Origin of the sequence: Streptomyces parvus, assembly GCF_032121415.1 — a bacterium.
Taxonomy (GTDB): Bacteria; Actinomycetota; Actinomycetes; order Streptomycetales; family Streptomycetaceae; genus Streptomyces; species Streptomyces globisporus_A.
In genome coordinates this window covers 4,996,605-5,023,583 of sequence record NZ_CP135079.1, presented here as the reverse complement: position 1 = coordinate 5,023,583, position 26,979 = coordinate 4,996,605, and the positions used below count along the sequence as shown (strand labels likewise).

At 73.3% G+C, this 26,979-nt stretch carries 22 protein-coding genes; 15 read left to right on the top strand and 7 right to left on the bottom strand.

What is annotated here, in order from left to right; genetic code table 11:
• The first annotated feature begins 413 nt into the window (after window positions 1-413).
• Window positions 414-3,284, top strand: coding sequence for a LuxR C-terminal-related transcriptional regulator (locus tag RNL97_RS23725; RefSeq protein ID WP_313751173.1), 2,871 nt, complete (start codon window positions 414-416; stop codon window positions 3,282-3,284).
• Window positions 3,285-3,316: 32 nt separating this feature from the next.
• On the opposite strand, the gene RNL97_RS23720 is transcribed toward RNL97_RS23725, so the two are convergent.
• Window positions 3,317-3,640: a hypothetical protein gene (locus tag RNL97_RS23720; RefSeq protein ID WP_030580084.1), complete on the bottom strand. Its 324-nt coding sequence runs from the start codon at window positions 3,638-3,640 to the stop codon at window positions 3,317-3,319.
• A 315-nt stretch (window positions 3,641-3,955) separates the two neighbouring features.
• Between RNL97_RS23720 and RNL97_RS23715 the strand changes: the two genes are divergently transcribed.
• The 5 genes from RNL97_RS23715 (at window position 3,956) to RNL97_RS23695 (ending at window position 8,841) form a co-directional block, all read left to right on the top strand.
• The gene (locus tag RNL97_RS23715; protein WP_313751663.1) at window positions 3,956-4,288 is read left to right on the top strand and encodes an ABC transporter substrate-binding protein; all 333 of its coding nucleotides are present in this window, start codon (window positions 3,956-3,958) and stop codon (window positions 4,286-4,288) included.
• A gap of 79 nt (window positions 4,289-4,367) precedes the next feature.
• Window positions 4,368-4,529: a hypothetical protein gene (locus tag RNL97_RS23710; RefSeq protein WP_313751172.1), complete on the top strand. Its 162-nt coding sequence runs from the start codon at window positions 4,368-4,370 to the stop codon at window positions 4,527-4,529.
• 186 nt (window positions 4,530-4,715) lie between these two features.
• Window positions 4,716-5,915: a S1 family peptidase gene (locus RNL97_RS23705; protein WP_030580078.1), complete on the top strand. Its 1,200-nt coding sequence runs from the start codon at window positions 4,716-4,718 to the stop codon at window positions 5,913-5,915.
• Between the two features lie 177 nt (window positions 5,916-6,092).
• Window positions 6,093-7,532 carry a basic amino acid/polyamine antiporter gene (locus RNL97_RS23700; RefSeq protein ID WP_313751171.1) on the top strand — a complete coding sequence of 480 codons (1,440 nt, stop codon included), beginning with the start codon at window positions 6,093-6,095 and terminating at the stop codon, window positions 7,530-7,532.
• Between the two features lie 52 nt (window positions 7,533-7,584).
• A complete protein-coding gene (locus RNL97_RS23695; RefSeq protein WP_313751170.1) occupies window positions 7,585-8,841 on the top strand; it encodes an arginine deiminase in 1,257 nt (418 codons plus the stop codon).
• A 39-nt stretch (window positions 8,842-8,880) separates the two neighbouring features.
• Here RNL97_RS23695 and RNL97_RS23690 read toward each other — a convergent pair whose 3' ends face one another.
• The 4 genes from RNL97_RS23690 to RNL97_RS23675 all read right to left on the bottom strand — a co-directional run bounded on the left by RNL97_RS23690 (window position 8,881) and on the right by RNL97_RS23675 (window position 15,801).
• The gene (locus RNL97_RS23690) at window positions 8,881-11,004 is read right to left on the bottom strand and encodes an ATP-binding protein (RefSeq protein WP_313751169.1); all 2,124 of its coding nucleotides are present in this window, start codon (window positions 11,002-11,004) and stop codon (window positions 8,881-8,883) included.
• Entirely contained in the window at window positions 11,001-11,705 is a 705-nt protein-coding gene (locus RNL97_RS23685) for a Pvc16 family protein (protein WP_243315232.1), read from the bottom strand. The genes RNL97_RS23690 and RNL97_RS23685 overlap by 4 nt, the downstream gene beginning before the upstream one ends.
• On the bottom strand, window positions 11,702-14,962 hold the full coding sequence (locus RNL97_RS23680; protein WP_313751168.1) for a hypothetical protein: 3,261 nt from the start codon (window positions 14,960-14,962) through the stop codon (window positions 11,702-11,704). Before RNL97_RS23680 ends, RNL97_RS23685 begins: the two co-directional genes overlap by 4 nt.
• 128 nt (window positions 14,963-15,090) lie before the next feature.
• On the bottom strand, window positions 15,091-15,801 hold the full coding sequence (locus tag RNL97_RS23675; protein ID WP_030580059.1) for a helix-turn-helix transcriptional regulator: 711 nt from the start codon (window positions 15,799-15,801) through the stop codon (window positions 15,091-15,093).
• 237 nt (window positions 15,802-16,038) lie between these two features.
• Here RNL97_RS23675 and RNL97_RS23670 point away from each other — a divergent pair, with 237 nt between their 5' ends.
• From RNL97_RS23670 to RNL97_RS23650, 5 genes are all read left to right on the top strand, one after another.
• Window positions 16,039-17,361, top strand: coding sequence for a COG1470 family protein (locus RNL97_RS23670; RefSeq protein WP_030580056.1), 1,323 nt, complete (start codon window positions 16,039-16,041; stop codon window positions 17,359-17,361).
• Between the two features lie 783 nt (window positions 17,362-18,144).
• Window positions 18,145-19,686, top strand: a complete 1,542-nt coding sequence (locus RNL97_RS23665) for a phage tail sheath family protein (RefSeq protein ID WP_313751167.1) — start codon at window positions 18,145-18,147, stop codon at window positions 19,684-19,686.
• A 62-nt stretch (window positions 19,687-19,748) separates the two neighbouring features.
• A complete protein-coding gene (locus RNL97_RS23660; protein WP_007457189.1) occupies window positions 19,749-20,189 on the top strand; it encodes a phage tail protein in 441 nt (146 codons plus the stop codon).
• Window positions 20,186-20,689 (top strand): hypothetical protein, encoded by a 504-nt coding sequence (locus RNL97_RS23655; RefSeq protein WP_243315228.1) that lies wholly within the window; start codon window positions 20,186-20,188, stop codon window positions 20,687-20,689. Before RNL97_RS23660 ends, RNL97_RS23655 begins: the two co-directional genes overlap by 4 nt.
• Window positions 20,686-20,844 (top strand): DUF6760 family protein, encoded by a 159-nt coding sequence (locus RNL97_RS23650; RefSeq protein WP_003966147.1) that lies wholly within the window; start codon window positions 20,686-20,688, stop codon window positions 20,842-20,844. The genes RNL97_RS23655 and RNL97_RS23650 overlap by 4 nt, the downstream gene beginning before the upstream one ends.
• 918 nt (window positions 20,845-21,762) lie before the next feature.
• Here RNL97_RS23650 and RNL97_RS23645 read toward each other — a convergent pair.
• Together RNL97_RS23645 and RNL97_RS23640 are read right to left on the bottom strand one after the other, a co-directional pair.
• Window positions 21,763-22,095, bottom strand: a complete 333-nt coding sequence (locus RNL97_RS23645) for a hypothetical protein (RefSeq protein ID WP_313751166.1) — start codon at window positions 22,093-22,095, stop codon at window positions 21,763-21,765.
• Window positions 22,096-22,557: 462 nt separating this feature from the next.
• Window positions 22,558-23,154 carry a hypothetical protein gene (locus tag RNL97_RS23640; RefSeq protein WP_313751165.1) on the bottom strand — a complete coding sequence of 199 codons (597 nt, stop codon included), beginning with the start codon at window positions 23,152-23,154 and terminating at the stop codon, window positions 22,558-22,560.
• Window positions 23,155-23,518: 364 nt separating this feature from the next.
• On the opposite strand from RNL97_RS23640, the gene RNL97_RS23635 reads away from it, so the two are divergent.
• The 4 genes from RNL97_RS23635 to RNL97_RS23620 are packed head-to-tail and all read left to right on the top strand — an operon-like array spanning window position 23,519 to window position 26,976.
• A complete protein-coding gene (locus RNL97_RS23635; RefSeq protein WP_234313369.1) occupies window positions 23,519-23,932 on the top strand; it encodes a hypothetical protein in 414 nt (137 codons plus the stop codon).
• 59 nt (window positions 23,933-23,991) lie between these two features.
• Complete coding sequence (locus tag RNL97_RS23630; protein WP_030580043.1) at window positions 23,992-24,417, top strand: phage tail protein; 426 nt, start codon at window positions 23,992-23,994, stop codon at window positions 24,415-24,417.
• 55 nt (window positions 24,418-24,472) lie between these two features.
• Window positions 24,473-25,195, top strand: coding sequence for a CIS tube protein (locus tag RNL97_RS23625; protein WP_030580041.1), 723 nt, complete (start codon window positions 24,473-24,475; stop codon window positions 25,193-25,195).
• The gene (locus RNL97_RS23620; protein WP_313751164.1) at window positions 25,192-26,976 is read left to right on the top strand and encodes a VgrG-related protein; all 1,785 of its coding nucleotides are present in this window, start codon (window positions 25,192-25,194) and stop codon (window positions 26,974-26,976) included. The genes RNL97_RS23625 and RNL97_RS23620 overlap by 4 nt, the downstream gene beginning before the upstream one ends.
• The last annotated feature ends 3 nt before the right edge of the window (window positions 26,977-26,979 follow it).

Below are 26,979 nucleotides of genomic sequence, written 5' to 3'. Positions count from 1 at the left end.
GACGGCGGGCCCTGTGGGACGGCTGCGTCTCAGGTGACACGTCCGTACCTCTGGTGACATTGATTGCGTATCCGTGGATCCGCCTCCTCGGATATCCGTGAGTACCGCCGTGGCATAGCTTCGGGCCGCGGTGACCGGGCTTGCGGAAGGAACCTGCGCGCGTCGTCCTTCGGGGTCCCAGCCGGAAGGGCCCTGCGCCCTGCGGGCAGCAGTCGGCCGGGCGTGCTCCGCTGCACGCCGTTTCGCCGAAGGGCCTTCCGTACGCCCGGGCATCCGCATCCCCCAGCGTGCGCGGACCGTTGCCGCGGGCGACTGCCGGTGAAGAGGTACGTCCGTTGCCGTTCGCCGAGAATGGGCCTGGGCATCACTGTGGTGCGCCCGGCCACGGGACGACGGAGAGCGAGGGTGGCGACGTGATCGCGACGTGTGGTTCTGCCCGACGGTCCCTCGCCCGCGCCTTCGCCGCCCCCGACGCCGGGCCGGTGCTGTTGTTCGTCGAAGGCGCGGCCGGGCTGGGCAAGACTCACCTGCTGCGCGAACTGGCCGACCTGCCCGATACACCCGATGTGGCCCGCCTGTGGTGGCGGTGCGGAGCGGAGGGCGGGCGGCCGGACGAGGGCGAGGTCTGGCGGGAGCCGACGCTGCTGCTGGTGGACGACGTCCACCGGGCGGACGAGGACGAACTGCGGCGGCTGCGCCGGGTGCTGGAGGGGATGGGGCCCGGGTCGGCGGCCGCGGTGACCTACCGCCCCGAGGAACTCCCCGTCCCCGGTATGCCGTTGGGCGGCTCCGCCATGACGTACCCCTTCAGGCTGACGGTGCTCGGGGACCGCCTGGCGCCCTGGGACGAGGACCGCGTCCGCCGGGCCGCCGCGGAGGTGCTGGGCGAGAGCTGTACGGCCGAGGCCGTGGGCGCGCTGTGCGAGCGCACCGGTGGAGTTCCCCGGGCGGTCGTCGATCTGCTGGCCATGCTGCGGGAGCAGTGGCCGGCCTTCACCGGCACGGCTGCCGAGGTGGCCGCGGCCGGGGTGCCGGCCCGGCTGGCGGAGCTGGTGCTCAGCCGTACGTACGCGGTGTCCCCGGAGCAGCGGCCGGTGGTATGGGCGGCCGCAGTCCTGGACGGGCCCGCCGCCCGGGACGAGCTGATCGCGGTGTCGGGACTCGGGGCCGTGCCGGGGGACGACGCGCTGCTGCGGGCCCTGGAGCGTGCGGCCCTGGCGGAGCTGGGCGAGGGCCGTTACGGCTTCGCCGTCCCGCTGGCCGCCGCTGCCGTACGGGACGCCGTGCCCGGTCCCGTACGGCAGGAACTGCACCGTCGGGCGGCCGGCGTGCTCAGCCGCAGGCAGCCCGTGCCGTGGGCCGCCGTGGGCGCACACCACCGGGCGGCCGGAGAGGGCCACAGATGGCTCAGGGCGGTGGAGAAGGCGGCCGCGTCGGCGGCGGCGTCCGGCCGCCACCAGCAGGCGATCACCCTCCTGGAGCAGACGCTCGCCACCCCCGGCATCCCCCCGCAGGCCCGGGCCCGGCTGGCGCCCCTGCTGGCCCGTAACGCGGTGACCGGGCTGCGCTCGGACCAGACCGTGGAGGTGCTCGCGCAGATCGTGCAGGACGCGGATCTTCCCCCGGCCGTACGCGGGGAGCTGCGGCTGGACCTGGGGCTGATGCTGTGCAACCAGATGGGCCGGTTCGCCGAGGGCTGGCGGGTCCTGGAGGTCGCCGCCGCCGAACTGCGCGAGGTGCGGTCCGCGTTGGCCGCCCGCGCCATGGCGGCCCTGGTCACCCCCTACTGGCCGGGCGCTTCCCTCGACGTCCACCGGGGGTGGCTGATCAAGGCAGCGGCCGCCGCGGACGACAGGGGGGACGACGCCATGCGTACGGCCGTTCTCGCCAACCACGTCGGTCTCGCGATGAGTTGCGCCGACCCCGAGGCCTGGGACCTGGTGGAGCGGCTGCCCGTGCAGAGCACGGACCCCGCCTGCGCCCGGCAGGCGACGCGCGGTCTGTGCAACGCCGCGGACTCCGCCGTCTGGCTCGGCTTCTACGAGCGCGGGGCGGAGCTGTTGGCCGACGGACGCGACCTGTCCGCGCGGAGCGGCGCACCGTACACCGAGCACAGCGCGTCGGGGACGCGGCTGCTCCAGGAGTGGTGGACCGGCCAGTGGCTGGGTCTGGCCAAGCGGTGCGAGGACTTCGTCGCCGACACGGCGGACATGCCGTTCCTCGCCTCCGACGCCTACGTCGTACGCGGCCTGCTCGCCGTCGCCCAGGGCGACTGGGCAGAGGCCCGGGCGTGGCTCTCCCAGCGCGGAACGTTCGGTACGGAGGACCTGCCTGTGCCCCTGGGCGCGACGGCGGCCGGGGCGGTGATCCGCCTGACGCTGGCCCGCCAGGAGGTGGCCGACGCGGCGGAACAGGCGCGGGCGGCGTGGACGGTGGTGGCCGAGAAGGGGGTGTGGCCCTGGGCCGCGGAGCTCACGCCGTGGGCTGTGGAGGCCTTGGCGCGGGCGGGCGACACGGCCACGGCGCACGCCATGGTCCGGGATTTCGCCCGGGGCCTCGGAGAGGCGGACGCGCCCGCCGCCAGGGCCGCGCTGGTCTGGAGCCGGGCCGTACTCGCCGAGAACGAGGCGCTGGCCGAGGGGCGGCCGGAGGGTCTGCTGGCAGCAGCGGAGGCGTACCGGAAGGCAGCAGCGGCCTATGCGGAGCTTCCGCGCCCCTACAGCCAGGCACTGACCACGGAGTGCGCGGGCCGCTGCGTACTCGCGGCGGACGCGGTGGGCGGGGCGGCGGAGGCCGGGGGCGGGGAGGCGAGCGCGGGCTGCGTGAGCGACGCGGAGAGCGGGGCGGGCGGCACCGGAGCTTCAGCAACGGCCGGCGCGGGTAAGGTCCGGACCGGCCTGGCGGCCTCGGCCGGCCCGAAGAGCCCCCCGAGCCCCGCCGCCACCGCCTGCGACCCCGCCGCAACCGCTTCGGCCATCGCCGAACTGGAGTCCTGCGCACAGCACTTCACCGACCTCGGCGCCGTCTGGGACGCTACGCGGGTCCGTGCCCTGCTGCGTACCCGGCAGCCGGCCAAGAAGGGCCGGCCGCCCGGACGGCCGTCGCACTCCGACCAGCTGTCCCCCCGGGAGGCGGAGGTCGCCCAGCTCGCGTCCTCCGGGCTGACCAACCGGGAGATCGCCGCGACCCTGCATCTCTCGCCGCGGACCGTGGAGCAGCACATCGCCGGTGCCATGCGCAAGACCGGCGCGCTCTCCCGCCGCGACCTCGCTCACCGGCTCTGAGGGCACCGGCTTCGAGGGCGCCGGCCCTGAGGTCACCGGCTCCGAGGGGTGCCCGGGGGCGGACAGGACCGGGCGGCCCAGAAGCTCCGGTCGTGCTCCCAGAGGGCCACGGTCGCGGCCGCCCAGTCGAACTCCCAGCCGGAACGCACCCCGCGCGCTCCCCAGCCGTCCGGGCGCCGGCGCGGGATGGCGAAGCCCGCCTGCTGTGCGGCGACCGCCGCGTCGCACGCCTCGCGCGCGATGCGCAGCGCATCCGACTCGGTCTCCGCGCACCCGGTGAAGACGTGCAGGCCGCACCGCTCGGGCTGCACGGCGTTCCGGGTGGGGACATTGACCTGGAAGTAGAGCTCGGCCATGACGCCATCTCCTCGGTGTCGCGGTAACCCCAACGTACGAGGCGCGTCCGGCCCGCAATATCCGGAATGACCCGATCACCTATACGTATCTCGTCCGCGCCCCGTACGTATCCCGGCACCCCCGGGCAGTCCCGGCCGCGCTCGCCCCGCATCCGCCGCCGGGACCCGGCGATGGCGGACGAGCGGCGGGCCCGTCGCCGCGGCCCCGCCGCGACGCGCACCGGAGCGGGCCGGTCCGTGCGCACAACGCCGTATCCGTGATCCACGTCCACGTCCACGTCCACGTCCACGTCCACGGATAGAAATGCGCACGCTCTGTCACTAGGTTCCACCCACCGACGCACCATCGACCGCTACCCGGAGGCGGATGCCGCGTACGCGGCCCAACGCCTGCGGTCCGTCGGCATCACCACTCCGGTACGCATCAGACTCGGCCACCAGAACGGCATCGTCGCGGTCGAGGCGCGCGCGCTGAAGGAGCAGTGGGAGAGGGACGGCCTGTTCCGGGTCGAGCTGGTCGAGGAGCGCGACTTCACCACGTACCAGAAGCGCAGTTTGAAGGGTGAGTTCGACGTCCATCTCTACCAGTGGGTACCGGACTTCCCCGACGCGGACACGTTCGTCCAGCCCTTGGTGGACCGGCAATGACCTCGGCAACGGCTACACATCGGCCGAGGTCGACCACGCCATCAGGGACACCCAGCGGTTCACCGATCGCAGCAGGGCCATGCAGCGGTTCCGGGCGGTCCAGGACACGATCGCGAAGGACGCTCCCCTGATTCCCGTCCGGCACAAACAGCGCCACGTCGTGACGCGCTCCACCGTCCTGGGCGGACATCTCCTCGCCGAGGACGCCGTCTGGCGGCTGTGGGAACCGCGCCGGCTCTGAGGCGCTTCGGGCCTCCAAGGCTCTCCCCGCGTTATCTGCGTATCCGTGAATGCGCCGATCCGGGTATCGCGGCGAACGCCGGGCCTCAATAGTTCGGCTCGCGGCGGGTTCTGAACTCGCCGTCGGCCGGGGCCCGGCGCTTCACCCCCCATACGGGTCTCCGGCTGTCATCCGGAAGGAATCAGCGTGCGCAACATTCGTAAGTACAGCCTTGCCGCCGCGGGCGTCCTGCTCTCGGCCGCCACGGTTCTGGGTACCCAGAGCATGGCCCAGGCACAGGACGCGGCGACCACGCCCCGCTACCAGCCCGAGATGGTCCGGGCGTTGGCCGCTTCGCTCGGTGTGAGCGAGAAGGCCGCGGTCGACCGGCTGGACCGGCAGGACGCCCAGCAGGCCAAGCTCGCCGGTCTGCAGAAGCGCGGCATATCCGGCGACGGGGCGTTCTTCGACGCCTCGGGCCGGCTGACCGTCAACGCCGACGACCAGGCCGAGGCGGCCCGGATCGAGAAGGCCGGCCTCGATGCCCGCGTGCCCGCCAGAGGCCGGGCCGCACTCGACAGGATCAAGGCCGAGCTGGACCGCCTCGCCGCCGGGAAGACTCCTTCCGGCGTGGTCGCCTGGTCCGTGGACCTGCCCGCCGACCAGGTGACCGTGAAGGTCAACAACGAGCGGGGAGCCGCCGCCAAGGCGTTCCTCGCCAAGGCCGCCGAGCACGGCTCCGCCGTCCGGATCATGCGCGGCCAGGAGAAACTGGAGGCCAAGGCCGCGATCTACCCCGGCAGCAAGATGACGTTCAACAACACCACCCAGTGGTGTTCCGTCGGCTACGGCGCCCGTGACAGCTCCGGCAGGCAGTATCTGGTGACCGCCGGTCACTGCGTCACGAACACCCTGCGCTACGACGGGGCGGCCTTCGGCCAGGGCTACAGGACCCGGTACGCGCTCGGCACCCGCAGCGTCGACATGGGCCTCCTGACCATCAACTCCGGCCACTCGATCACCACCAGCGTCGGCACCTGGGGGAACAGCAACCCGGTCGCCGTCCGCGGCGGCGCCCGCGCCTCGTCCGGCGCCGCGGTCTGCAAGTCCGGCGCCACCACCGGCTGGACCTGCGGCACGATCGGCTCGTACAACAACACCGTCACCTACGTCGACCGCAACGGCGGCCCCGACACGGTCGTCAGCGGCCTGGCCACCTCCAGCGTCTGCGTCGAGGGCGGCGACAGCGGCGGCGCGTACATCTCCGGCAACCAGGCCCAGGGCATGACCTCCGGCGGCCCGACCGACCAGCAGTGCACGGGCGGGGTCAATGCGCGCGGCTCCTCCTACTTCCAGCCGCTCGACGACGCCCTCCGCTACTACGGGCTGACGCTCAACACCAACTAGGCACCAACGGGGCGTCAACGGGGGCACCCGTCACGGAACCGGCCGGGGGCCGCTCGCGCGACCAGCGGGCGGCCCCCTCGCGACAGAAGATTCCCCAGTCGCCCATTCGGGGACAAACCGCCCGATATGTTGCTAGCTTTCCCTGGTTGGCCGATGACCGCATCGACGAGGGAAACCATGAGCCATCCCGAGGCCCCGCCCCGACCGGCCGCCACACTGACGCTCCCGACCCTGACCGCGATGGTGGTCGGCTCGATGGTCGGGGCGGGAGTCTTCTCGCTGCCGCGGCGGTTCGCGCAGGAGACCGGGGTCGCGGGGGCCCTGATCGCCTGGGCGGTCGCCGGGACGGGCATGCTGATGCTCGCCTTCGTCTTCCAGGCCCTCGCCGTGCGGCGGCCGGACCTGGACGCCGGTGTCTACGCGTACGCGAAGGCCGGGTTCGGGGAGTATCTCGGCTTCTTCTCCGCCTTCGGCTACTGGGCCAGCGCCTGCGTCGGCAACGTCACCTACTGGGTGCTCATCATGTCGACGGTCGGCGCGGTGGCGCCCGTGCTGGGCGACGGCGACACGGTGACGGCGGTGGTCCTCTCGTCGCTGGGGCTGTGGGGATTCTTCCTGCTGATCCGGCGGGGCGTGAAGGAGGCGGCGGCGATCAACCGGATCGTCACCGTCGCGAAGATCGTGCCGATCCTCTTCTTCGTCGTGCTGGCGCTCTTCTACCTCGAACCGTCCGTCTTCGCCGACAACTTCAGCGGGACCGACGAGGCCGGCACCCTCTTCGACCAGGTCCGCGGAACGATGCTCGCGACCGTGTTCGTCTTCCTCGGCGTCGAGGGCGCCAGCGTGTACTCGCGGCACGCCGAGCGCCGTGAGGACGTCGGCCGGGCCACCGTCCTGGGCTTCCTCAGCGTGTTCGCCGTCTTCGCCTCCGTCACGATCGTCAGTTACGGGTTGCTGCCGATGGCCGAGATCGCCGAGCTGCGGCAGCCGTCGATGGCCGGGGTACTGGAATCGGCGGTCGGGACGTGGGGGAAGGTCTTCATCAGCGTCGGCCTCGTCGTCTCCGTGCTCGGCGCCTATCTGGCCTGGACCCTGATGGCCGCCGAGGTCCTCTTCGTGGCTGCCAAGGACAAGGACATGCCTCGCTTCCTCGGGCGGTCGACCGCGGCGGACGTACCCGAGAACGCGCTGCTCCTGACCACGTGTCTGAGCCAGATCGTGCTCGTCGTGACGCTCTTCTCGGACGACGCGTTCACCTTCGCCCTCGATCTGACCAGCGCGCTGAGCCTGATCCCGTTCCTGCTGGCCGCCGGCTTCGCGGTGAAGGTCGCGGCCCGGCCGGAGCGCTGGGGCGCGGCGGGGCGCCCCACGCGGCGCGAGCTGGTCATCGCCGTCGTGGCGACGCTCTACACCGCGTTCCTGCTGTACGCGGCCGGGCCGAAGTTCGTCCTCGTCTCCTTCATCCTCTACGCCCCGGCGACCTTCCTCTTCGTCAAGTCCCGCAGAGAACAGGGGCGCAGGCTCTTCTCTCCCGGCGAGGCGGCCATCTGCGCGGTGACGGTGGCCGGTGCCGCCGTGGGCGTCGCGGCGCTGGCCGTCGGCTGGATCGAGCTGTGAGCGCCGGGCCCGTACGGACAGAACCCCCGTGTCATCGAGTGAAAGGCCCATCGTGAGCAGCACCGACCCCGCCTCCACCCTCGGCGTCCACTCCGAAGTGGGACGGCTGCACAAGGTCCTGGTCTGCGCCCCCGGCATGGCCCACCGCCGGCTGACCCCGACCAACTCCGACGATCTGCTCTTCGACGACGTGATGTGGGTGGAGAACGCCCAGCGGGACCACGCCGACTTCGTCGCCCAGCTCACCGAACGGGGAGTGGAGGTCGTCGAACTGCACGCGCTGCTGGCCGCCACCATGGCGCTCCCGGAGGCCAGGTCCTGGCTGCTCGACCGGAAGATCGACGCGAACGAAGTGGGTCTCGGGCTGGTCGACGACACCCGGGCCTTCCTCGACTCCCTGACGCCGCGCCAGCTGTCCGACCACCTCATCGGTGGCCTGGCCATCGCCGACCTGCCGGAGGAGTTCCGTTCGGCGTACGTGGGGCTGGCCCGGGAGGGCACGGGGGCGCGGGAGTACCTGATGCCGCCGCTGCCCAACACCCTCTACACCCGGGACACCACCTGCTGGCTCTACGGCGGAGTGACGCTCAACCCCCTCTACTGGCCGGCCCGGCACGACGAGACCTTGCTGATGAAGGCGGTCTACACCTTCCACCCCGACTTCCGGGGCTCCACGATCTGGTGGGGCGACCCCGAGAAGGACTGGGGCCGGGCCACGTTCGAGGGCGGCGACATCATGCCGGTCGGCAACGGCGTCGTCCTCATGGGCATGAGTGAACGGACCTCCCGCCAGGCGATCACCCAGGTCGCGGCGGCGCTCTTCGCGCAGGGGGCGGCCGAGCACGTCATCGTCGCCGGAATGCCGAAGCTGCGCTCGGCGATGCACCTGGACACGGTGTTCACCTTCGCGGACCGGGACATCGTCACGCTGTACCCGCGCATCATGGACGGCGTCCACACGTTCTCGCTGCGGCCCGCCGACCGGGCGCCCGGCATCGAGATCACCGACGAGGGGTCGACTCCGTTCACCGAGGTCGTGGCCCGCGCCCTGGGCCTGCCCCGACTGCGGGTGATCGAGACGGGCGGCGACGTCTACGCCTCGGAGCGCCAGCAGTGGGACAGCGGCAACAACGCGGTGGCCCTGGAGCCCGGTGTGGTCTTCACGTACGACCGCAACACCCAGACCAACGCCCTGCTGCGGCGGGCCGGGGTGGAGGTCATCACGATCGTCGGCGCGGAGCTGGGGCGGGGCCGGGGCGGCGGGCACTGCATGACCTGCCCCCTGATCCGCGACGCGGTGGCGTTCTGACGGCGTACGGGCACGGGCCCCGTATCCGTGCCGTACGAGCTACCGCCCGGCGCGTGCCCGTTCCTTCGCCAGCCACGGGCCGAACTCGCTCTCCAGCACCAGCCGCCCCAGCTTGCGGTACTCCTGGAGCACCGCCGTGACGAGTTGGTCCATCGTCAGCGGAGCCCCCGACTCCGCAGCGAGGTAGGCGGCGGTCACCGCACAGGCCCGGATCGAACCGCCCGCGAGCTCGAAACGGTCCGCGCAGAACTCCAGGTCGAGCGTGGCGCCACGCGGGATCGCCGGGCCCAGGCAGCGGTCCCACAGGGCAAGGCGCTGGCGGGCGTCGGGCATCGGGAACTCCGCGACCACGTCGAGGCGGCGGGTGAACGCCTCGTCGAGGTTGGCCCGGAGGTTGGTGGTGAGCACGGCGATGCCGTCGAAGGACTCCATGCGCTGGAGGAGGTAGGCCGACTCCATGTTGGCGTGCTTGTCGCGGGAGTCGTTCACCTGGGAGCGCTTGCCGAAGATCGCGTCGGCCTCGTCGAACAGCAGGATGCCGTTGACGTCGGACGCCTCGACGAAGATGCGCTCCAGGTTCTTCTCGGTCTCCCCGATGTACTTGTCGACCACCGCGGACAGGTCCACGACGTAGAGTTCCATGCCCAGTTCGGCGGCGACCACCTCGGCGGACATGGTCTTTCCGGTGCCGGACTCCCCGGCGAACAGGGCGATGACGCCTCTCCCCCGGCCGCCGCCCGGCCGCATCCGCCACTGCCCGAGGACCGTCTCGCGGTGCCGGGCGCGCAGGGCGAGTTCGGAGAGCTGGGTACGGGTGGCCGGGGGCAGCACCAGGTCGTCCCAGCCGACGCCGGGCTCGATGCGGCGGGCGAGCCGCTCCAGGCCCGCGCCGTTCTGGGCGCGGACCGCCGCCCGCAGGTCCTCTGGGGTGACCGGGCGGGGCCCGAGTACGGCCAGCCGGGAGGCGACGGTCGCGGCCCGCCGCAGCTGGCCGGAGTCGAGCCGGTAGGCGGCGGCCGCCTCGATGAGCGTCTCGTCGGCGGTGGCGTGCGCGGCGGACAGGCCGACCGAACGGCCCGCGTCGGCGAGCGCCCGCCGCCACTGCCGCGCCATGCCGTCCGGGCCCGGCGGCGGGACGGTGACGGGCACCGGGCTCTCCGGGGCCCACAGCGGATCCCAGTTCTTCTTCCCGTACGCGATCAGGGGCGTGGAACCGAGCGCCGCGCACAGGGACCCGAGCAGCCGGGCCCCCTCGGGGCGTTCGGGGGCGAGTGTTTCGAGCGGGCCGAGGACCACCCCGGCCCGGCCGAGGCGGGCTTCCATTGCCAACGCCCGGATGAGAGGCGCTGGTTCGGGCGCGGCGGCGAGCGCGGCGATGTCGACGACGAGCGGGCGGCGGTCCGCGGCGCGCAGGGCGTCTACCGCGAGGCCGTGCGGGTCGCCGCCCCGGTCGAGCAGGTGGACCAGTCCGCTGCCGGTGCCGAGGGCGGCCGCGACCCGGGGGACCTCGGGCTGCTCGTCCGGCCCCGACGGGCGGGTGTCCGCCCGGACGGTCCCGCGTAGCCGGCCGTCGGTCTCGTCGTCGCCCAGGAGATACGCGGCGACCCGGTCGGGTACGCACAGCAGACGGGAGAGCAGGGGCCGTTCGGTGTCGGCGATCTCCATCAGGCCGCCCGCGACGAGTGGGGAGGACGGTGAGAACCGGAAGCGGCCGGAGCCGGCGGCGGGGAGCCCGCAGAGTTCCAGGGCCAGGCCGACGGTGGGCCGGCGGCGGGTGAGGTCGTCGTTGAGATAGCCGTACAACCGCTCGAACCGGGTGTCGATGTCCGGGGCCAGGGCGACCAGCAGGAGATCGACGTCCGGCGGGGCGAGGCCGAAGCGTACGGCCAGCTCCCCTAGCCGGCCGCCGTCTTCCGCGCCGGACGGCGCCCCGACTCCGCAAGCCGGTACGGGCGTGAACGCGTCGCGGGTCTCCAGGATCCGGGCCGCGCCCTCGGGAGTGAGGTACTGCCCCCGGTAGGGGTCGTCGGGGTCCGGGTCGACGGCCCGGCGGGCGGCGACGGCTTCCCGGACCCGCTGTTCGACGCGGCCGAGCCGCTCCCAGAGCGCCTCGACGTCGGTCGCCTCACGTGTCCGCTCTGCCTGTCGTACGGACGGAGTCATCGTGCGGCGTTCCCCCGCCTGCGTCGTCCGGGCGGCAGCCGCCGTTCCCGGGGTGCGGCGAAACCCTGTCCGCCGGGGTCGGTCGCCCCGTCGTAGCGCAGCCGGCGGCCGGGGTCGCCGCCTGCGCCGTCCACATGGGGCGCGGCCTTCATGACGAGGCCCTCGGTGACCGGCGGTCCGGCGGCGGTGCGTTCGCCGGCCAGCGGGGCGAGGACGCGGAGGTCGATGGCGGCCTTCAGCTCACCGCCGAGCGCGGACCAGACGTCGGAGGCGGACGGGCCGCCGGCCCCCGGGCCCGCCGCCTCCATCTCGACAGTCAGGCCGAGTTCGGCGAGGCTGCCGGTGTGCAGCCGGGCGGGCAACGTGTCCGTACAAACGAGGGTGCGCAACACCTCGGAGAGCAGGCGGTGTTCGTCCTGCGGGCGGTTGGTCCAGGCGGTGACCAGATAGGTCAGCTCGAACCAGCGCGGCGGGGTCCGCCACCCGGTGACGACGCCCTCCTCGTCGTGCGTCTGCGCTGCGCCGGTGCGCCGACGGCCCGCGTCCTCGCGGATGCCGTGCAGGAAGACGCTGATGGTCGGGGCGTTGCGGCGGGCGGACCAGTCCTTCGTCGGGGCGTCGAAGACCAGGTCGACGCCGCTGCCCTCCAGTCCGGCCTCGGCGAGCAACAGCCGCAGCCCTTCGTCGACTTCGTGGATCATCGGCGGATCACCGAGTCGGGTGGAGTGACGGTGCCGAGCACCACGAGGAAGTCCGTCTTCACCGGGCTGAAGCCGGGGCCCTTGGCGATGATGTCGCGCGGCCCGGTCTCGTCCTTGGCCAGGATGAGGAGCTGGGCGATGAACGTGCCGTCGCCCAGCGGCCGGGCCGGGGCGGCCGCGGCGGTGATGCCGGGCTTCCAGCTGAGGGCGACGGGCGCGCCGGGCGGGAAGTCCTTGCCGCGTACGGAGGTGACGAACCCGGGCTTGCCGACCTCGGGCACCGCGATGATCCGGGGTTGCAGGATGCGCAGCGGGATCCGGGAGACGTTGTCGCGGAGGTTGGCGTCGGTGCCGGTGGTGGTGAGCGACGCGGTGACCGTCGTACGGAGCGCCTTGTCGGGCGAGAGGACGACGCTGATGACGGTGGAGGCGCGGGGTGCGAGGTCGGGGAGCGCGCACGCACCCCGGGTGCAGCCTGCCGGGAGCGCTCCGGCGGGGATGCCCCGGGGCAGTCCGAGGTCCAGCCGGAGACCGGTGGCCAGGGCGTTCCTGCCGTTGCGCACGGTGTACGTGACGACCACCTTGCCGCCGACGTAGCCGGGGCTGGGCTGGGCCCGCACGGTGACGGCGGGCCCGGCCTCGGGCGCGGGCGGCGGCGGTACGGGGGCCGGCGGCGGGGGCGGCGTGGTCGCGGGCGGCGGGGCGGGCGCCGGGGTCGTCGGCGTGGGGGCCGGTGAGGGCGGGGGTGTGGTCGGCGGGGGTGTGGTGGGCGGCGGGGCGTCCTCGACCGGGACGATCGTGCCGGTGGCGTTGTCCGTGGGGTTGGGGTCGATGACGGCCCCCGTGACGGACCAGTCGACGCGCTGGATGCCGGTGGTGACGCCGGTCAGCCGGGCGGTGATCTCCACGTCGGCGCCGGGCGGGACGAGGCCGAGGGCGCACTGGGGGGTGCCGGGGGCGCAGGTCCCTGCGTCGGTGGTCAGTTCCTCCAGCCGTACGCCGGGCGGGGCGTCGACGGTGAGGGTGGTGCCGGGCGAGGGGGCGGGGCCCCGGTTGGCGACGGTGATGGTCACCTCGGTGTCGGAGCCGATTTCCACGGGGGGCCGGTTGGGCGGCGCGGTCAGCGACAGGTCGACGGATTGCTGGAGGGCGGGCTCCTTCTGCCGTCCGGCGTGCGGGTTGTCGACGGGGGTCAGGCCGCCGGAGGCGATGTCGAGGACGGAGAGCCGCTCCATGGAGTTCGGGGCGAGCTCCCGGCGCGCGGTGAACACGAGCCGGTCGCCGCCGGGCGTCCAGGCCACGTCGCGGGGCTGGTGGGGGCCCGTCGCGGTGGTGTCGGGGATCGGCAGGTCGCAGCCGTCGGGGTTGTCCTTCTGGACGGAGGGCAGCACGACACGGCAGCCGCCGCCGCGCAGGGGCTTGATGAGGACGCCGGCCTGCTGGTTGACCCGGCCGCCGCCGTCCTTGCGGTTGAACGCCACCTTCAGGCCGTCCGGGGAGAACGCGGGGCTGTCGTCGATGACGTCGCAGTCGCCCGGGCAGATGGTGGCGCTGAGGTCCCGCTGGCGGCCGAGGTCGGCCACCGGTACGACCCAGATGTGCTTGTTGCCGCCGTTGCCGTTGATGACGTGGTTACGGGTGAAGGCGAGGTTGACACCGTCGGAGGACCAGGTCGGCTGGGCGTCGCCGCCCGCCTGCTGGCCCTCGGGCGGCAGGATCTCGTCGAGGATCGCGCCCGAGGCGACATCGGCGACGAGGATCCGGCTCGGGCCCGCCGCGTCGCCGGTGCCGCCGGGCGAGGTACGGGTGAAGGCGAGCTTGGTGCCGTCGGGCGAGAAGGCGGGGTCGGTGTCCCAGTCGTTCGGGCCGCGCCCGGCGAGCGGCAGCGCCGCCGCGTTCCTCCCGTCGGCGTCGGCCATCCAGATCCGCTCGACGCGCCCGGCGTCGGTGTCCTCGAACCGGGTGACGACGATGCGGCGGCCGTCGGGGGTGTAGCTCTGCCGCTCGGTCCAGGGGTCGAAGCCCGGGCGCGGGTCGAACAGGCGGTCCACGGCGGCGTCCTGGTCGGTACGCGCCTCCGGGTCCTCCTTGAGGATCGTGAGGCCCAGGTCGCGGGGGTCGGAGCCGTCCTGGCGTACGTCCTGGAGCGTCACGATCTGTGTGGCGGCCAGCAGTTCGTCCGGCTTCCTGACGGCCTCGGGGTCCGGGGTGATGCGGGGGACGACCACGGTCCCGGCCGGGGGGAACCAGGTGGGCGGCCCCACCTCGCGGTTCTCGTCGACCAGTTGGTCCGTCGGCTCCGTGCCGTCGAAGGCGGTCGCCCGGTAGACATGGTCGAAGTCGTCGCAGCCGCAGGTGTGGTACGGGCTGAGGAAGACGACGTCCTTGCCGTCGGGCAGCCAGGAGGCCGACCGGGTGCCCCACTCGGCGTGCCCGCCGGCCAGGAGCGGACGGTCGGTGCCGAGACCTTCGGTGGCACGTAGCTCGGTGCCGTCGTCGGCGTCCGGGTCCGGGTCGGTGGTGAGGGTGTAGGCGACGATGTTCCGGTCGGCGGGGTCGGTGCCCGGGTTCCAGGACGGCTCGGTGGCGTCACCGGCCCCGGCGTCGCTGATCCGGGTCTGCGGGCCGCCGGCGACGTCCCGTACGTATATCTGCCGGCCGAGCACGGTGTCGCCGTCGCCGGCGTACGCGATCCTCGTGCCGTCCGGGGACCAGGTCGGGGACTCCTCGTTGTCGGCGGTGTCGGTGAGCCGCCGCAGATTCGAGCCGTCGACGCCGACCGCCCACAGGTCGCGCTGAACGGTTCCGCCGGGTCCGGGCTCCGCCGAGTCGAAGACGACGGTCCGTCCGTCCGGGGAGAGTTCGGGGTGGGCCGCGTCCCGGTCGGCGGTGAGCCGGCGCACCGATCCGTCCGCGCCGCGCACGTACACCTGGGGCCTGGCGCTGTCCCGCAGGCTGGTGAAGACCAGGACGTCACCGCGGGCGGAGGGGTCCTGGTCGTAGTGGGCGGGCCCGCCGCCGAACAGCGGGTCGGTGGTGTCCTGGCCGTTGGCCCGCCCGAGGCTGCGGTGTTCGGTACCGGCGAAGGCGATGCGCCCCGCCCGGCCCGGGTCGGCGGCCGCCGCGGCGGCGACGGCCTGGCCCACCCCGTCCGGGACGGCGGCCGAGCTGACCAGCAGCAGCGGCGCCAACAGCACCACCGCGCCGGTCAGTCGGCCCAGCCGGGAATGCTCCGCCGGGCCAGCAGTGCCGGTCACGGCCCACCTCGCAGTCTGTCGATGACTCTCCACCGGCCAGCTTCGCGCTCGCGCGGGGGCGGAGAACAGGCCGCGAGTACCCGGACCGGGGGAAGGGACCGCTGCCCTTTGCGGCGGTCCCCCGGCCCTCAGATCAGGCCGTGGCGCATCGCGTAGCCCACCGCGTGGGCCCGGTTGCGCAGTTCGAGGCGGGTCGCCACCTCGTGCAGCACGTTCTTGACGGTGCGTTCCGAGTACGAGGTCTTCTGCGCGATCTCCGCGGTGTCGCAGCCTTCCGAGACCAGCCGGATCATCTCCGCCTCGCGCGCGGTGAGCGTGGACAGGGTGAGCCCCCGGGGGTCGAGGACCGTGCGCTGGAGGGAGCTGACGTGGTCGAGGAGCTTGCCGAGCAGATCTCCCGGCAGGACGCCCTCGCCGTTGGCCATCGCGCGCACCAGGTGGACGAGCCGGTCCTGATCGGCCTCGGCGCGGCGGAGGACGGCGGCGACCCCGCACTCGATCATGGTCTGGAGGGCGCCCGACTCGAAGTACCCGACGACCAGTCCGGTCCGGGTGGAGGTGTTGCGCTGGAGGCGGTGGAGAAGCTGGACGGTGGGCTCGCCCACCGTGTCCACCACGACCAGGGACACCTGCGCCCGGTCCGCCTCGGCCTCCGGCAGCAGTTCTATCTCGGGGCGCACCCGCAGTTGGTGGACCATGCCGGTCTGCAGGATCAGGTCCTCCGCGTACACCGCGACGGAGACCCTGCCCCCGGCGGCGGGCGTGCGGCGGTCGGCGGCGTCGGGCCTGCGGTACTGCCCGCGTGCCGCCGTGCTGTTCGTCGTTTCCGTGATCGTCATCGTTCTGTGCCCGTCTTCCTCAGGTACTTCAGCCCGATATGCCTGCTGTGCTCGCGATCGTCCTCGTCGGCCGGGGCAGGGCGAGCGGGCCCGGCGCGGGGGCGCGGGGACACCGTGGCGGTGGGCCCGCGGGGCACCACCCCTGCCCGCTTCCTGCCCTTGCGTCTCTGCTGCCGAGCCGCGCCGGCTGCCTACCGTCGCAGAGTGACCACATCTGCCGAACTCGCAAGCCCCACGGTGACGGTGTCGCCGGGCGGTACCGCGACGACCACCCTGACCGTGCGCAACGACGGCGACATCGTCGAGGCCTACACCCTCGAAGTGGTCGGCGACTGTGCCGCCTGGACCACCGTCGAGCCGGCGCGTGTGTCGCTGTACCCGGGCACCTTTGAGACGGTGGGCCTCACCTTCGCCCCGCCCCGCTCCCACGAGGTCCGGGCGGGCGAAACACCCCTGGCCGTACGGGTGCTGCCCGCCGAGCGCCCCGAGTCGGTGGTGGTCCCGGAGTCGACGGTGACCGTGGAGCCCTTCCACGAGCTGCGCACGGAACTGGAGCCGCGCCGCCGCCGGGGCTGGCTGGGCGCCCGGTTCCGTACCGCCGCGCAGAACAGGGGGAACACCCCGGTCGACGTGGTCCTCGCGGGCCGGCAGGACGGGGAGGACCTGGCTCTCGCCTTCACCCCGGACAAGAAGCGGCTGGAGCCGGGCGAGTCGGCGGAGGTCGGGCTGAAGGTCCGCGCCCGGAAGCTGATCTGGTTCGGCGAGCCCGTGACCTGGCCGTTCGAGGTCCTGGTGACCGAGGGCGCTGAGGTGGACACCGAGCCCGGGGCCGTGGCCACGGCCCCGGTCGACGACGGGCAGCCCGGGGGAGCCGAGCCGCTGCCCGGGGAGTTCGCCCAGATGCCCGTACTGCCCAAGTGGCTGCTGATCGTGCTGGCGGCGCTGCTGGCGCTGCTGCTCGCATGGTTCGCCCTGGTGCGGCCCGCGGTGCAGAGCACGGCGAAGCAGGCCGGGGCGAAGGCCGCGCAGGAGGAGACCGAGCGGGGCAAGCAGCAGGGGTCGGCGCCGCCCGGCGGTGCGGAGGACCCGGCAGGCGGCCAGGGCGAGGGGACCGGTCCGGACGGCACGGGACCCGGCGGGACCGGTTCCGGCCCGGGAGGCTCCGGCGGGGGCGGTGGCACCGGCGGAAGCGGTGGCGGGGGCGAGCAGGCCTCCAGGACCATCGACGTGAAGACCCGGGCGGGGGCCACGGAGGAAGGGGCCTACAAGGTCCCGGCCGGAAAGGTGTTCCGCGTCACGGACGTCGTGGTGGCGAACTTCCAGGGCGACGAGGGCCTCGTGACGATCTCCTTCGGCGAGAACAAGATCACGACGATCGCGCTGGAGACCTTCCGCAACCAGGACTACCACTGGGTCACCCCCATTCAGGTTCCGGAGAACGCCACCGTCACCGCTTCCGTCACCTGCGCCAATCCCGGCACTCCGGCTACCGGACAACAGGCTTCCGGGTGCCATCAGGTTCTGAATGTCAGCGGCGTACTGAGCGATCTCGCACGGTAGAAGAACGACAGAAGGAACGATAGAAGGGCACCGGAAGGCGGAGCGGAAGGACGGCGGAAACAGCGACGCCGAGCCTTCCGCTCCGCCTTCCGACGAGACAACAGCAGAAATCCGGCCGAGAGGAAACCCGGCGTGCCGGACAGTGGCGGATTCGCCCTCCCGGATACGCCGACGACCTCTACCGGTTCGGTCGCCCGCGGCGTCGACAGCACAGGAAGAATATCCGCTTCAGGCGGCAAGGGACACGAACGAGCCTGCTCAGGGCCGGTTCTGACGGTGCGACGGTAGGTAACGGGTGCCCGTTCGGAGCGCCTTCGTGCCCGTTTCCCGCTTTCGCACCCGGCCGAATCCCTTCGCCTTCTCGGCCCATTCTGGCCGAATCGCATCACCTCGGAGTGTTTCCCCCGGCGCCCCGGACGGTCCTCGGCCGCCCATGGTTTACCGGGGAGAAAGAGATACCAAACACATGGGCTCCCCGGCGCGCCGCCCGGCTTTTCCCCCAATCCCCGCAACGGGGCGGCGCGTTCGGCTCCGGCGTAACACGGTGTTCTCGTTCCCGTCATGTGGGCGGCCGAATGCGCCTGGGCGACCCGGATTCGCGTCGGCGACCGGGAATAAGGGCGAGCGGTTCCGACCGGACCGCCAAGGGCAGGGCTACCCGGCGTACGAGAGCCCGGAAAGGGCAGTCTCCTTGCCCCGTGTCCAGGACTCCGGGACCTATTCCCGCCCGCGCGGCCGGTCGAGACTGGGCGGTGATCGAGTGACCGTCCAGAAGGAGCGAGCATGCCGTCGTACCTCACCCCCGGTGTTTACGTGGAGGAGGTGCAGTCCGGAGCACGGCCCATCGAAGGGGTCGGCACCGCGGTCGCAGCCTTCGTCGGCTTCGCGGGGACGGGGCCCTTCCACCAGCCGACGCTGGTGACCAACTGGGACCAGTACGTGCAGACGTTCGGCGCCTTCACCCCCGACACCTATCTGGCCCACGCCGTCCACGGCTTCTTCGCCAACGGCGGCGGCGCGGCCTACATCGTGCGCATCGGCGGCCCCGCGCAGGGTGCCGAACCCGCCGGCCAGGGATCCGTCGCCCAGGCCCCCGCGCCCGTCGCGCTCGGCGGGTTCCTGGTCGCCGCCAAGCCCGGCACGGGCGACGGCCTCTCCGTGGAGATCACCGACGCCGAGGGCGAGAACCCGCCGGAGGACCGCTTCCGGCTGCTGGTGCGCCAGGGCGGCAAGGCCGTGGAGACGTACGACGTCTCCACCCGCAAGAACGTCAAGGGCTACCTGGTCACCCAGGCCCGCGACTCCCAGCTGATCCAGGTCACCGAGCAGCCCGGCACGGCGCAGAGCCGGCCCGAGAAGCAGACCGTGGCACTCGCCCCCGCGCCGACGGCCGCGCCCGGCAACGGAGTGGCCCGGCTCGACGCCTCCGAGTACGTGGGCGACGCCTCCGCGCGCACCGGGTTCGCCGGTCTCGAAGCGATCGACGAGATCACGATGGTCGCCGTCCCTGACCTGATGAGCGCCTTCCAGCGCGGCGACATCGACGCCGAGGGGGTCAAGACCGTGCAGCTCGCGGTCATCTCGCACTGCGAGCAGATGGGCGACCGCGTCGCCGTCCTCGACACCCCGCCCGGCATGAACGCCCAGCGCGTCCGCACCTGGCGCAACGAGGACGCCGGCTACGACTCCCGCTACGCCGCCCTCTACTACCCGTGGGTCAAGGTCTTCGACCCGGCGAGCGGCCGCAACTCCCTGGTCCCGCCGAGCGGTCACGTGGCCGGCGTCTGGGCGCGCAGTGACAACGAGCGCGGAGTGCACAAGGCCCCCGCCAACGAGGTCATCCGAGGAGCGGTCGACCTGGAGATCCGGCTCTCCAAGGGCGAGCAGGACCTCCTCAACCCGATCGGCGTGAACTGCGTGCGCGCCTTCCCCGGCCGCGGCATCCGCATCTGGGGCGCCCGCACCCTCTCCTCCGACCCGGCCTGGCGCTATCTCAACGTCCGCCGCCTCTTCAACTACCTGGAGGAGTCCATCCTGCTGGGCACCCAGTGGGTGGTGTTCGAGCCGAACGACGACCGCCTCTGGTCGAGCATCCGGCGCAACGTCACCGCGTTCCTCACCGAGGAGTGGCGACGCGGCGCACTGTTCGGCCGCACCGCCGAGGAGGCGTTCTACGTGCGGTGCGACCGGAGCAACAACCCGCAGGAGTCGATCGACCTCGGTCAGGTCGTCTGCGAGATCGGGGTGGCGCCGGTGAAGCCCGCGGAGTTCGTGATCTTCCGGCTCTCGCAGTTCTCGGACAGCACCAGCCTCGTCGACGAATGACCCTCGCGGCCCCTTTCCCCCACCCGCAGCACGACCGCAACCGGAACAGGTGACACACAGTCATGGCAGAGGGCGACGCTCTTTCCACACACGTCTTCGGCGTTCAGCTCGGCGGCTATCTCGTGGAGTCCATCCAGGAGATCAGCGGCATGACCGTCGAGGAAGAAGTCGTCGAGGTCCGTCAGGTGACCGCCGAGGGCAAGCAGATCATCCGCAAGCAGCCGGGCGCCCGCCAGGCGGGTGAGGTGACGATCACCCGCGGGCTCGACAAGAGCAGCGAGTTCACCACCTGGATCAAGGAGACCCTCAACAACGGGGCCGTCGACACCGCCCGGCAGAACCTCACGATCGAGATCAAGGACTCGACCGGTGAGACCGTCCGCCGCATCCAGCTGATGCAGGGCTGGGCCTCCAAGTGGGAGGGCCCCTCACTCAAGGCCGGGGAGTCCAGCGCGGCGACGGAGACGGTGACCATCACCTTCGAGGAGATCGTGGTCGAATGAGGCGCCGGACCGTTACGCCGGGCGCCGGGCTGGAGGAGACCCTCGACAACCTGGCCGCCGCGACCGCCACCCGCCAGGAGGCTCCTGCCGCCCCGTCTCCCGCCCCCGCGCCCCGGCGCGAAGGGGAGTCGCTGCGGACGGAGTTCGGCTTCGAGCTGCCGCGCGGGTACGTCGACGACGAGGGCCAGGTGCACCGGCAGGGCACCATGCGGCTCGCGACGGCCCGGGACGAGCTGCGGCCCCAGATCGACCTGCGGGTGAAGGAGAACCCGGCGTACCTGTCCGTGGTGCTGCTGAGCCAGGTGATCACCCGGCTCGGCCCGATCACCGACGTCCACACCGGGATCGTCGAGCGGATGTACGCGACCGACGTGGCGTTCCTCCAGGACTTCTACCGCCGGATCAACAGCGAGGGCCACACGCATGCCGCGGTGACCTGCCCGCTGTGCCAGGGGTCGTTCGAGGTGGACCTCTCGGGTGGGCGCCTGGGGGAATCGTGACGTACGCGCTTCCCCGGCTGCGGGAGGAGATCGCGTACGTCGCCTACCACTTCCATTGGCAGCGTGAGGACATTCTCGACCTCACCCACGGCGAGCGTCAGCAGTGGGTGCGGGAGATAGCGCGGATCAACACCCGCGTCAACGAAGGCGGGTGATCGTGTGGGGGTCGGGGACTGGCTGCGTCGGACGGACCGTCGGCGGTCCGTGACGCCGTCGCGGGAGGGCGGGGGCGGGCGCGACGACCTGTCAGCCGGGCCGGCAGTGACCGCCGGGCCCATCGTGTCCGGCGATGCCGGGGACGGTGGCGCCGATGACGGTGGCTGGGACGGCGGATGGCGGCGGGTGGCCCCGCCGTCGGTGACCGTCGCCCGGTCCTCGATCGGTGTGAGCGACGGCCTGCGGTTCCGCTCGCGCCTGGCCTCCTGGCAGAACCCGTCCCTCGGCGGCGAACTCGGCCACGCCGTCCTGCCCTCGGCCCCGGTCGGCCTCATCCACGGAGTCGCCCGCCCCGGCTCCGCGCGCCCCTCGACCTCTCCCGGGGGCCCGCTGCTGCTCCGCGCGGTCCGGCCCGCCGACGATCCCGGCGGGCCCTCCGGGCCCGCTCCGGACCTGCCGTCCGCCTCGGCGGGGAGGGCATCGGCGCGCGGTACGGGTACGGGGGCGAGCGCGGGTACGGGGCCGGGGAAGCCGAGGCTGGAGTCGCCGCCGGTCCAGCGGGCGGCGGCTTCCGGCGGGAGCCGGTCGTCGTCGGGCGCGGTGGGGCCCGAGCATCGGTCGTCGTCGGGAGCTTCGGGGGCCGTGAACCGGTCGTCGTCGGGCGCTTCGGGCGCTACGTCGCGGTCGTCGTCGGGCGCTTCGGGGTTGACGTCCGGATCGTCGTCGCGTGCCCCGAGGCCCGGGGACCCGTCGTCCCCGGATGCTCCGGGGTCCGGGAACCAGTCGTCGTCGGGTGCCTCCGGGTCTGCGAACCGGCCGTCGTCAGCGGATACGCCGGGGACGGTGTACGTGTCGCGCTCGGCATCCTCGACGGGCCCGGCGAGCGCGTCGGGTACGGCGGGGTCGACGGGGCCCGCTCACGCGGCCCGGTCCGGGGCGGTATCCGGGCGCTCGAACGCGGCGCGGTCCAGAGCGGTATCCGGGCCCTCTGACGCGGCCAGGTCCGGATCGGCGACCTCGTCCAACTCCTCGACCCCGTCGGGCTCGTCGGGCTCGTCGGGCTCGGGCGGCTCGCCCGGCTCATCCGGCTCGGGAGCCCTTCCCGCTCCCGGGCGGCCCACGCTCGGGCCCGGGAACAACGCTGCGGCTGCCGCCCGCCCGCCGTCGCAGCCCGCTGCCGTGCGCCCGCAACGGATCGCGCCGCCGCTGACCGCGGCCCGGCGCCCGGCCATGCCTCTGCGGCAGCTCACCGGGCTCGCGCCTGCCACACCCGCCGCCCCGCCCGCTACCGCCCCGTTTCCGGCCGCGCCTCCGACAGCCGCACCCGGCACCGTCCAGCGAGCCGCGTCCGAGCAGCGGAGCGGTCCGGACCATAGGGGACCGGTCGCCCCGGACCGCCAGGATCCCCCGCCCTCCGACCTCGGCTCGGCCCCCGGCCGGCCCGCCCCCGAGGCGGTCCGCCCGGCCCTGGGCAAGCCGCTGCGCGCCATGCCTGCCGGGGCCGGGCCGGCCGTTGCCGGTGGACCGGTGGGCGTCGTCCCGTCCGCTCCCGGGGCCGTGCCTCCGGCGGCAGCGGCCATGCCGGCGCTCCAGCGCCCGACGTCAAAGCCGCCGAACCCGCAGAGCCCGCTGAGCCCTTCGGCCGCGACACCCACGGCCCCCGCGAAGCCCACCTCTTCGTCCTCCGGTCCGGCCGAGGCCGCGGCACGGCGTCAGCCGTCGTCGAGGCCCTCCGAGCCCTCCCCCTCGGTGCAGCGCTCAAGGGCCCCGGGACCGAACGCTCCCGCCCGGGTGCGCGGCGGGATCGGCGCGCCGCTCCCCTCGCTGCCGCCGACCGCCCGGATCGGCGGCGGCGCTCCGCTGCTCGGTGACCTTCCGTCCACCGTGACACGCCCGAACGCCAACCGGACTCCGGGCCCCGGACCGGCCGCGACTCCCACGGCTCCGGCCCCCGCCCCGGCACCGCCGCCCGCGCCCGCGCCCGCAGCGATGCCCGTGAGGTCGGCCCCCGCCGTTCCCAGCGGCCCGACCGGGCCCTCGTCCGGACCCGGCCCCGCTCCCGTCCAACGCTCGGCCGCCGCCGCTCCCCCGCCCCCGGTACGTATCCGGCCCCTCCCCCGGGACCGTACGGCGACGGCACACGGCTCCGCCGGTACGGCACCCACGTCCACGTCCTCCCCCAGGGCCCAGCGGGCACGCGCCCTGCTCCCGGACCGTCCGCTGAGCGTCAGCACCGGTTCCGCCGAGGGGTTCTCGGGGCCCCCCGCGACGACGGGCGGCGGCTCGTCCCGCCCTGTCGTGGCAGCCACCTGGCGGCGCGACGCAGCGCGGCCGGGGCCTGTCGACGCACGCGCCGGTGGCGGACCGGGCACCGGCGCCCGGCGCCCGAGCCCCCTTGGCGCGGTGCCGGGAACCACGGTCCGGAGCTCCGCGACGACCGGCCCCGGGCGCGGGCTGTCCGCCGGTGGCGTGCTCCAGCGGCTCGTACAGCGCTCCGGGCCGGCCGCGATCCCCTCGCTCATGCCTTCGCTCGCGCCGCCGCGTCAGGCCTCCGGACCGGCGGCCCGCCAGACCCCGCACCCGGGCCCCGCGCGGCCCCCCGTCGTCCGCCCCCGTCCGCCCGCAGCGCCATCGTCGGCGGACGCCGTCCCCGTACCCGTACAGCGGCAGGCGATGCCGCTCGTGCCCGACAGCGCCGGTCCGCCGGTCACCGGGCCGGCCCCTGTGGGCGGTACCGCTCCCGGCGGGCCGCCGCCTTGCTCCGTACGGGTGCCGTCCCGCCCGCCCGCGCAGAGCGCCGGACCCGGCCGCCCGGAGACCCGGGCCCAGGCGGTCCAGCGTGCGGCGGCGAACGCCGGGATCACCGGGGTGCCCGTGCAGGCGGCCCCGGCGAAGCCCGCGGCCGGGGCGGCGGGGGCGGCCACCGGACCCGCCGACGCTTCCGACGCGCCCCCGGCGAACCGGCTGAGCGGAACGGAGATCGAGGAGCTGGCCCGGCGGCTTCTCGACCCGGTGAGCCGGCTCATCCGCGCCGATCTGCGCCGGGGCCGGGAACGCAGCGGGCGGCTGCACGACGGCCGCCGCTGACGGCCCCGGCCCCCCGGCCCCCGCCCCGTACGACAGACCGCAGAGAAGACGAGAGACGTATGACCGACAACATCTTCGCGACGAGCGTGTTCTTCAAGCTCGCGATCGGCGGCAGCGACCTGGGCGCGTTCCACACCTGCTCGGGCCTGGGCGCCGAGGTGGAGATGGAGACGTACGCCGAGGGCGGCAACAACGGGTTCACCTGGCAGCTGCCGGGGCGGATCACCTGGACGAACATCACGCTGACCCGCCCGGTGACCACCGACACCCTCAAGATCGCGCGCTGGCTGAACGAGACGATCCGGCGGGTCGAGCCCAAGGACGGCGAGATCGTGGCGCTGCGCCCCGACCTCAGCCGGATCATCAGCTGGCAGGTCCACGGCATCGTGCCCGTGCGCTGGCAGGGGCCGTCCTTCGATCCGGCCAACTCACAGGCGGCGACAGAGACGTTGGAGATCGCCCACGAGGGTCTGGAGCCCTCCTGACCGGAAGACGCGCATCCGCCAGGAGCAGGACCAGGACACAGGAAGGAGGAACGCGATGTCACCCGCTCTCCGTGCGAGCCGTGCACGTGCCCAACTCACCATCATGGAGCCGCCGTCGGCCGTCGGCGCCAAGCCCGGCGGCACGCTCGCCCGCCTCACGTTGCAGTTCAACCCCGCGAAGCTGTCGCTCAGCAAGAGCACCGAGTGGCGGCGTACCCCGTCCCGGATGGCCGGGCAGTCCGCGCTGCCCGAGTTCGTCGGCAGCGGGCCACGGGCCCTGTCGCTGGAGGTGTTCCTGGACGCGACCGCGACCCACGACAACTCCGTGGAGAAGGCGGTCGAGCAGTTGATGACCGCCTGTGTCCCCACCCCCAGCAGTCTGGCCCGCAAGACGCCCGCCAGCCCCTGGGTACGGTTCGACTGGGGGACGTCGAAGACGACCTCGTTCGACGGGGTGCTCTCCAACCTCTCCGTCTCCTACACCCTGTTCGACGTCGACGGGAAGCCGCTGCGCGCCACCTGCTCCCTCTCGATCGAGGAGGCGAGCGTCGACCCGGCGGGCCAGAACCCCACCTCGGGTTCGAAGGAGGCGCGGCGCACGCACCGGGTCGTGGCGGGGGACAGTCTTCCGCTGCTGGCCTGGCGGGAGTACGGCGACGCCACCGCGTGGCGCACCATCGCGTACGCCAACGGCATCGACGACCCGATGACGTTGACGCCCGGCCGGGAACTGCTGGTGCCCGGGCGGGAAGACCGGTCGGCGGAGGAGGGCCGATGAGCGGGAAGCAAGCGCCGGGCCGCTCGTTCGCCGCCGACCCGGTCGTCGAGGCGCCCGCCGAGCTGCCCGCGGCCTGGGCCACCCAGCTGGTGAGCTGTGTGGTCGACGAGAACGTGGGCCTGCCGGACACCGCCGTCCTGATGTACCGGGACCCCGACCACACCTTCCTCACCGAGACCGGCATCGGCATGGGCACCCCGCTGAAGATCTCGGTGGTGACCGTGAAGGACCGGGGGCGTGAGCGGCTGTTCACCGGAGAGGTCACCGCGGTCGAGCTGGACACCGACACCACCGGATCGTTCACCGTCGTACGGGCGTTCTCCAAGGCGCACCGGCTCCAGCGCGGCCGGAAGGTGACGGCGTACCGGAACATGAAGACGGCGGACATCGTCCGCAAGGTCGCCGCCGGGGCGGGGCTGGCCTGCGGGAGGATCGAGGCCGCGCCGGTCACGTACAAGCAGCTGACCCAGCCGAACGTCTCGGACTGGGAGTTCCTCCAGCACCTCGCGGCCGAGAGCGGGGCCACCGTACGGGTCGACGACAAGGGCCTGTTGCAGTTCACCAAGCCGGACCCCGCCTCCTCGGCCCCCTCGCCCTCGACGTCCGCCACACGCGACCCGATGGTCCTGGAGTACGGGAACAACCTGCTGGCCCTGCGCGCGGTCCTCACCGGGGCCGACGGGTCGGACAGCGTGGAGGTGCGCGGCTGGAACGTCGACACCAAGACCCGGCTCGTGGCCCGGCAGCAGTCCGTGCGCAGCGACACCGTCGCCCCGGGGATGAGCCCGTCGCAGGCGGCGAGGGTCTTCGGCTCCGGCGGCTCCCGGACGACGGTCGCCGACACCCCGTACCGCACCCAGGCGGAGACCCGGGCCGTGGCCGGGGCCCTCGCCGCGTCCGTCAGCGCCGGGTTCGGCGAGGTCGAGGCGGTGGCGTACGGGAATCCGCAGCTCCGGGCGGGCGCGCCGGTGGCGCTGGGCAACGTGGGGCCCGCGTTCTCCGGCCGCTACACCGCCACCGCCGCGCACCACGTCCTCGAACCGGACACCGGCTACCGCACGACGGTGATCGTCAGCGCCTCTCCGGACCGGTCGCTCTCGGGGCTGACCGCGGGTGCGAACGCTCCCTCGCGCGGCCCGCGCATGCCGGGTCTGGCGATCGGGGTGGTCACCGACATCCGCGAGGAGGGAAGGGGGCAACGCGGCTGGGTGCGGCTGAAGTTCCCCTGGCTCGACGACACGTACGTCACCGACTGGGTGCGCACCGTGCAGTGGGGCGGCCAGGGCGGCGGCGGGGTGTTCAGCCCCGAGGTCAACGACGAGGTGCTCGTCGGGTTCGAACAGGGGCTGCTGGACAGCCCGTACGTACTCGGCGGGCTCTACAACGGGGTCGACAAGCCATCCCCGCACGACGTCCCGCTCGTCGACCCGACCAGCGGGAAGGTCAACCGCCGTTCCCTGGTGTCCCGTTCGGGGAACAGACTGGAGCTCCTCGATGCCCCGCGCGGTCCTGCCGGGGTGCGGATCGCCACCGGCGACAAACGGCTCGACGTGGTCCTCGACGAGAAGAAGGGCGAGATCACGCTCACCGTCAAAGCGCGCGGCCGAACCCGGGAGTTGAGTTCCGTGACGCTGTCCGCTTCGGGCATCACCCTCGACGCGGGCGCCACGGGCGACGTGAACATCACGGGCCGCTCGGTGACCGTCAACGGCAAGACGGGGGTCACGGTCGAAGGCGGTCTGCTCGCGGTCCTCAAGGCCAAGCTCATCAGGATCAACTGACCC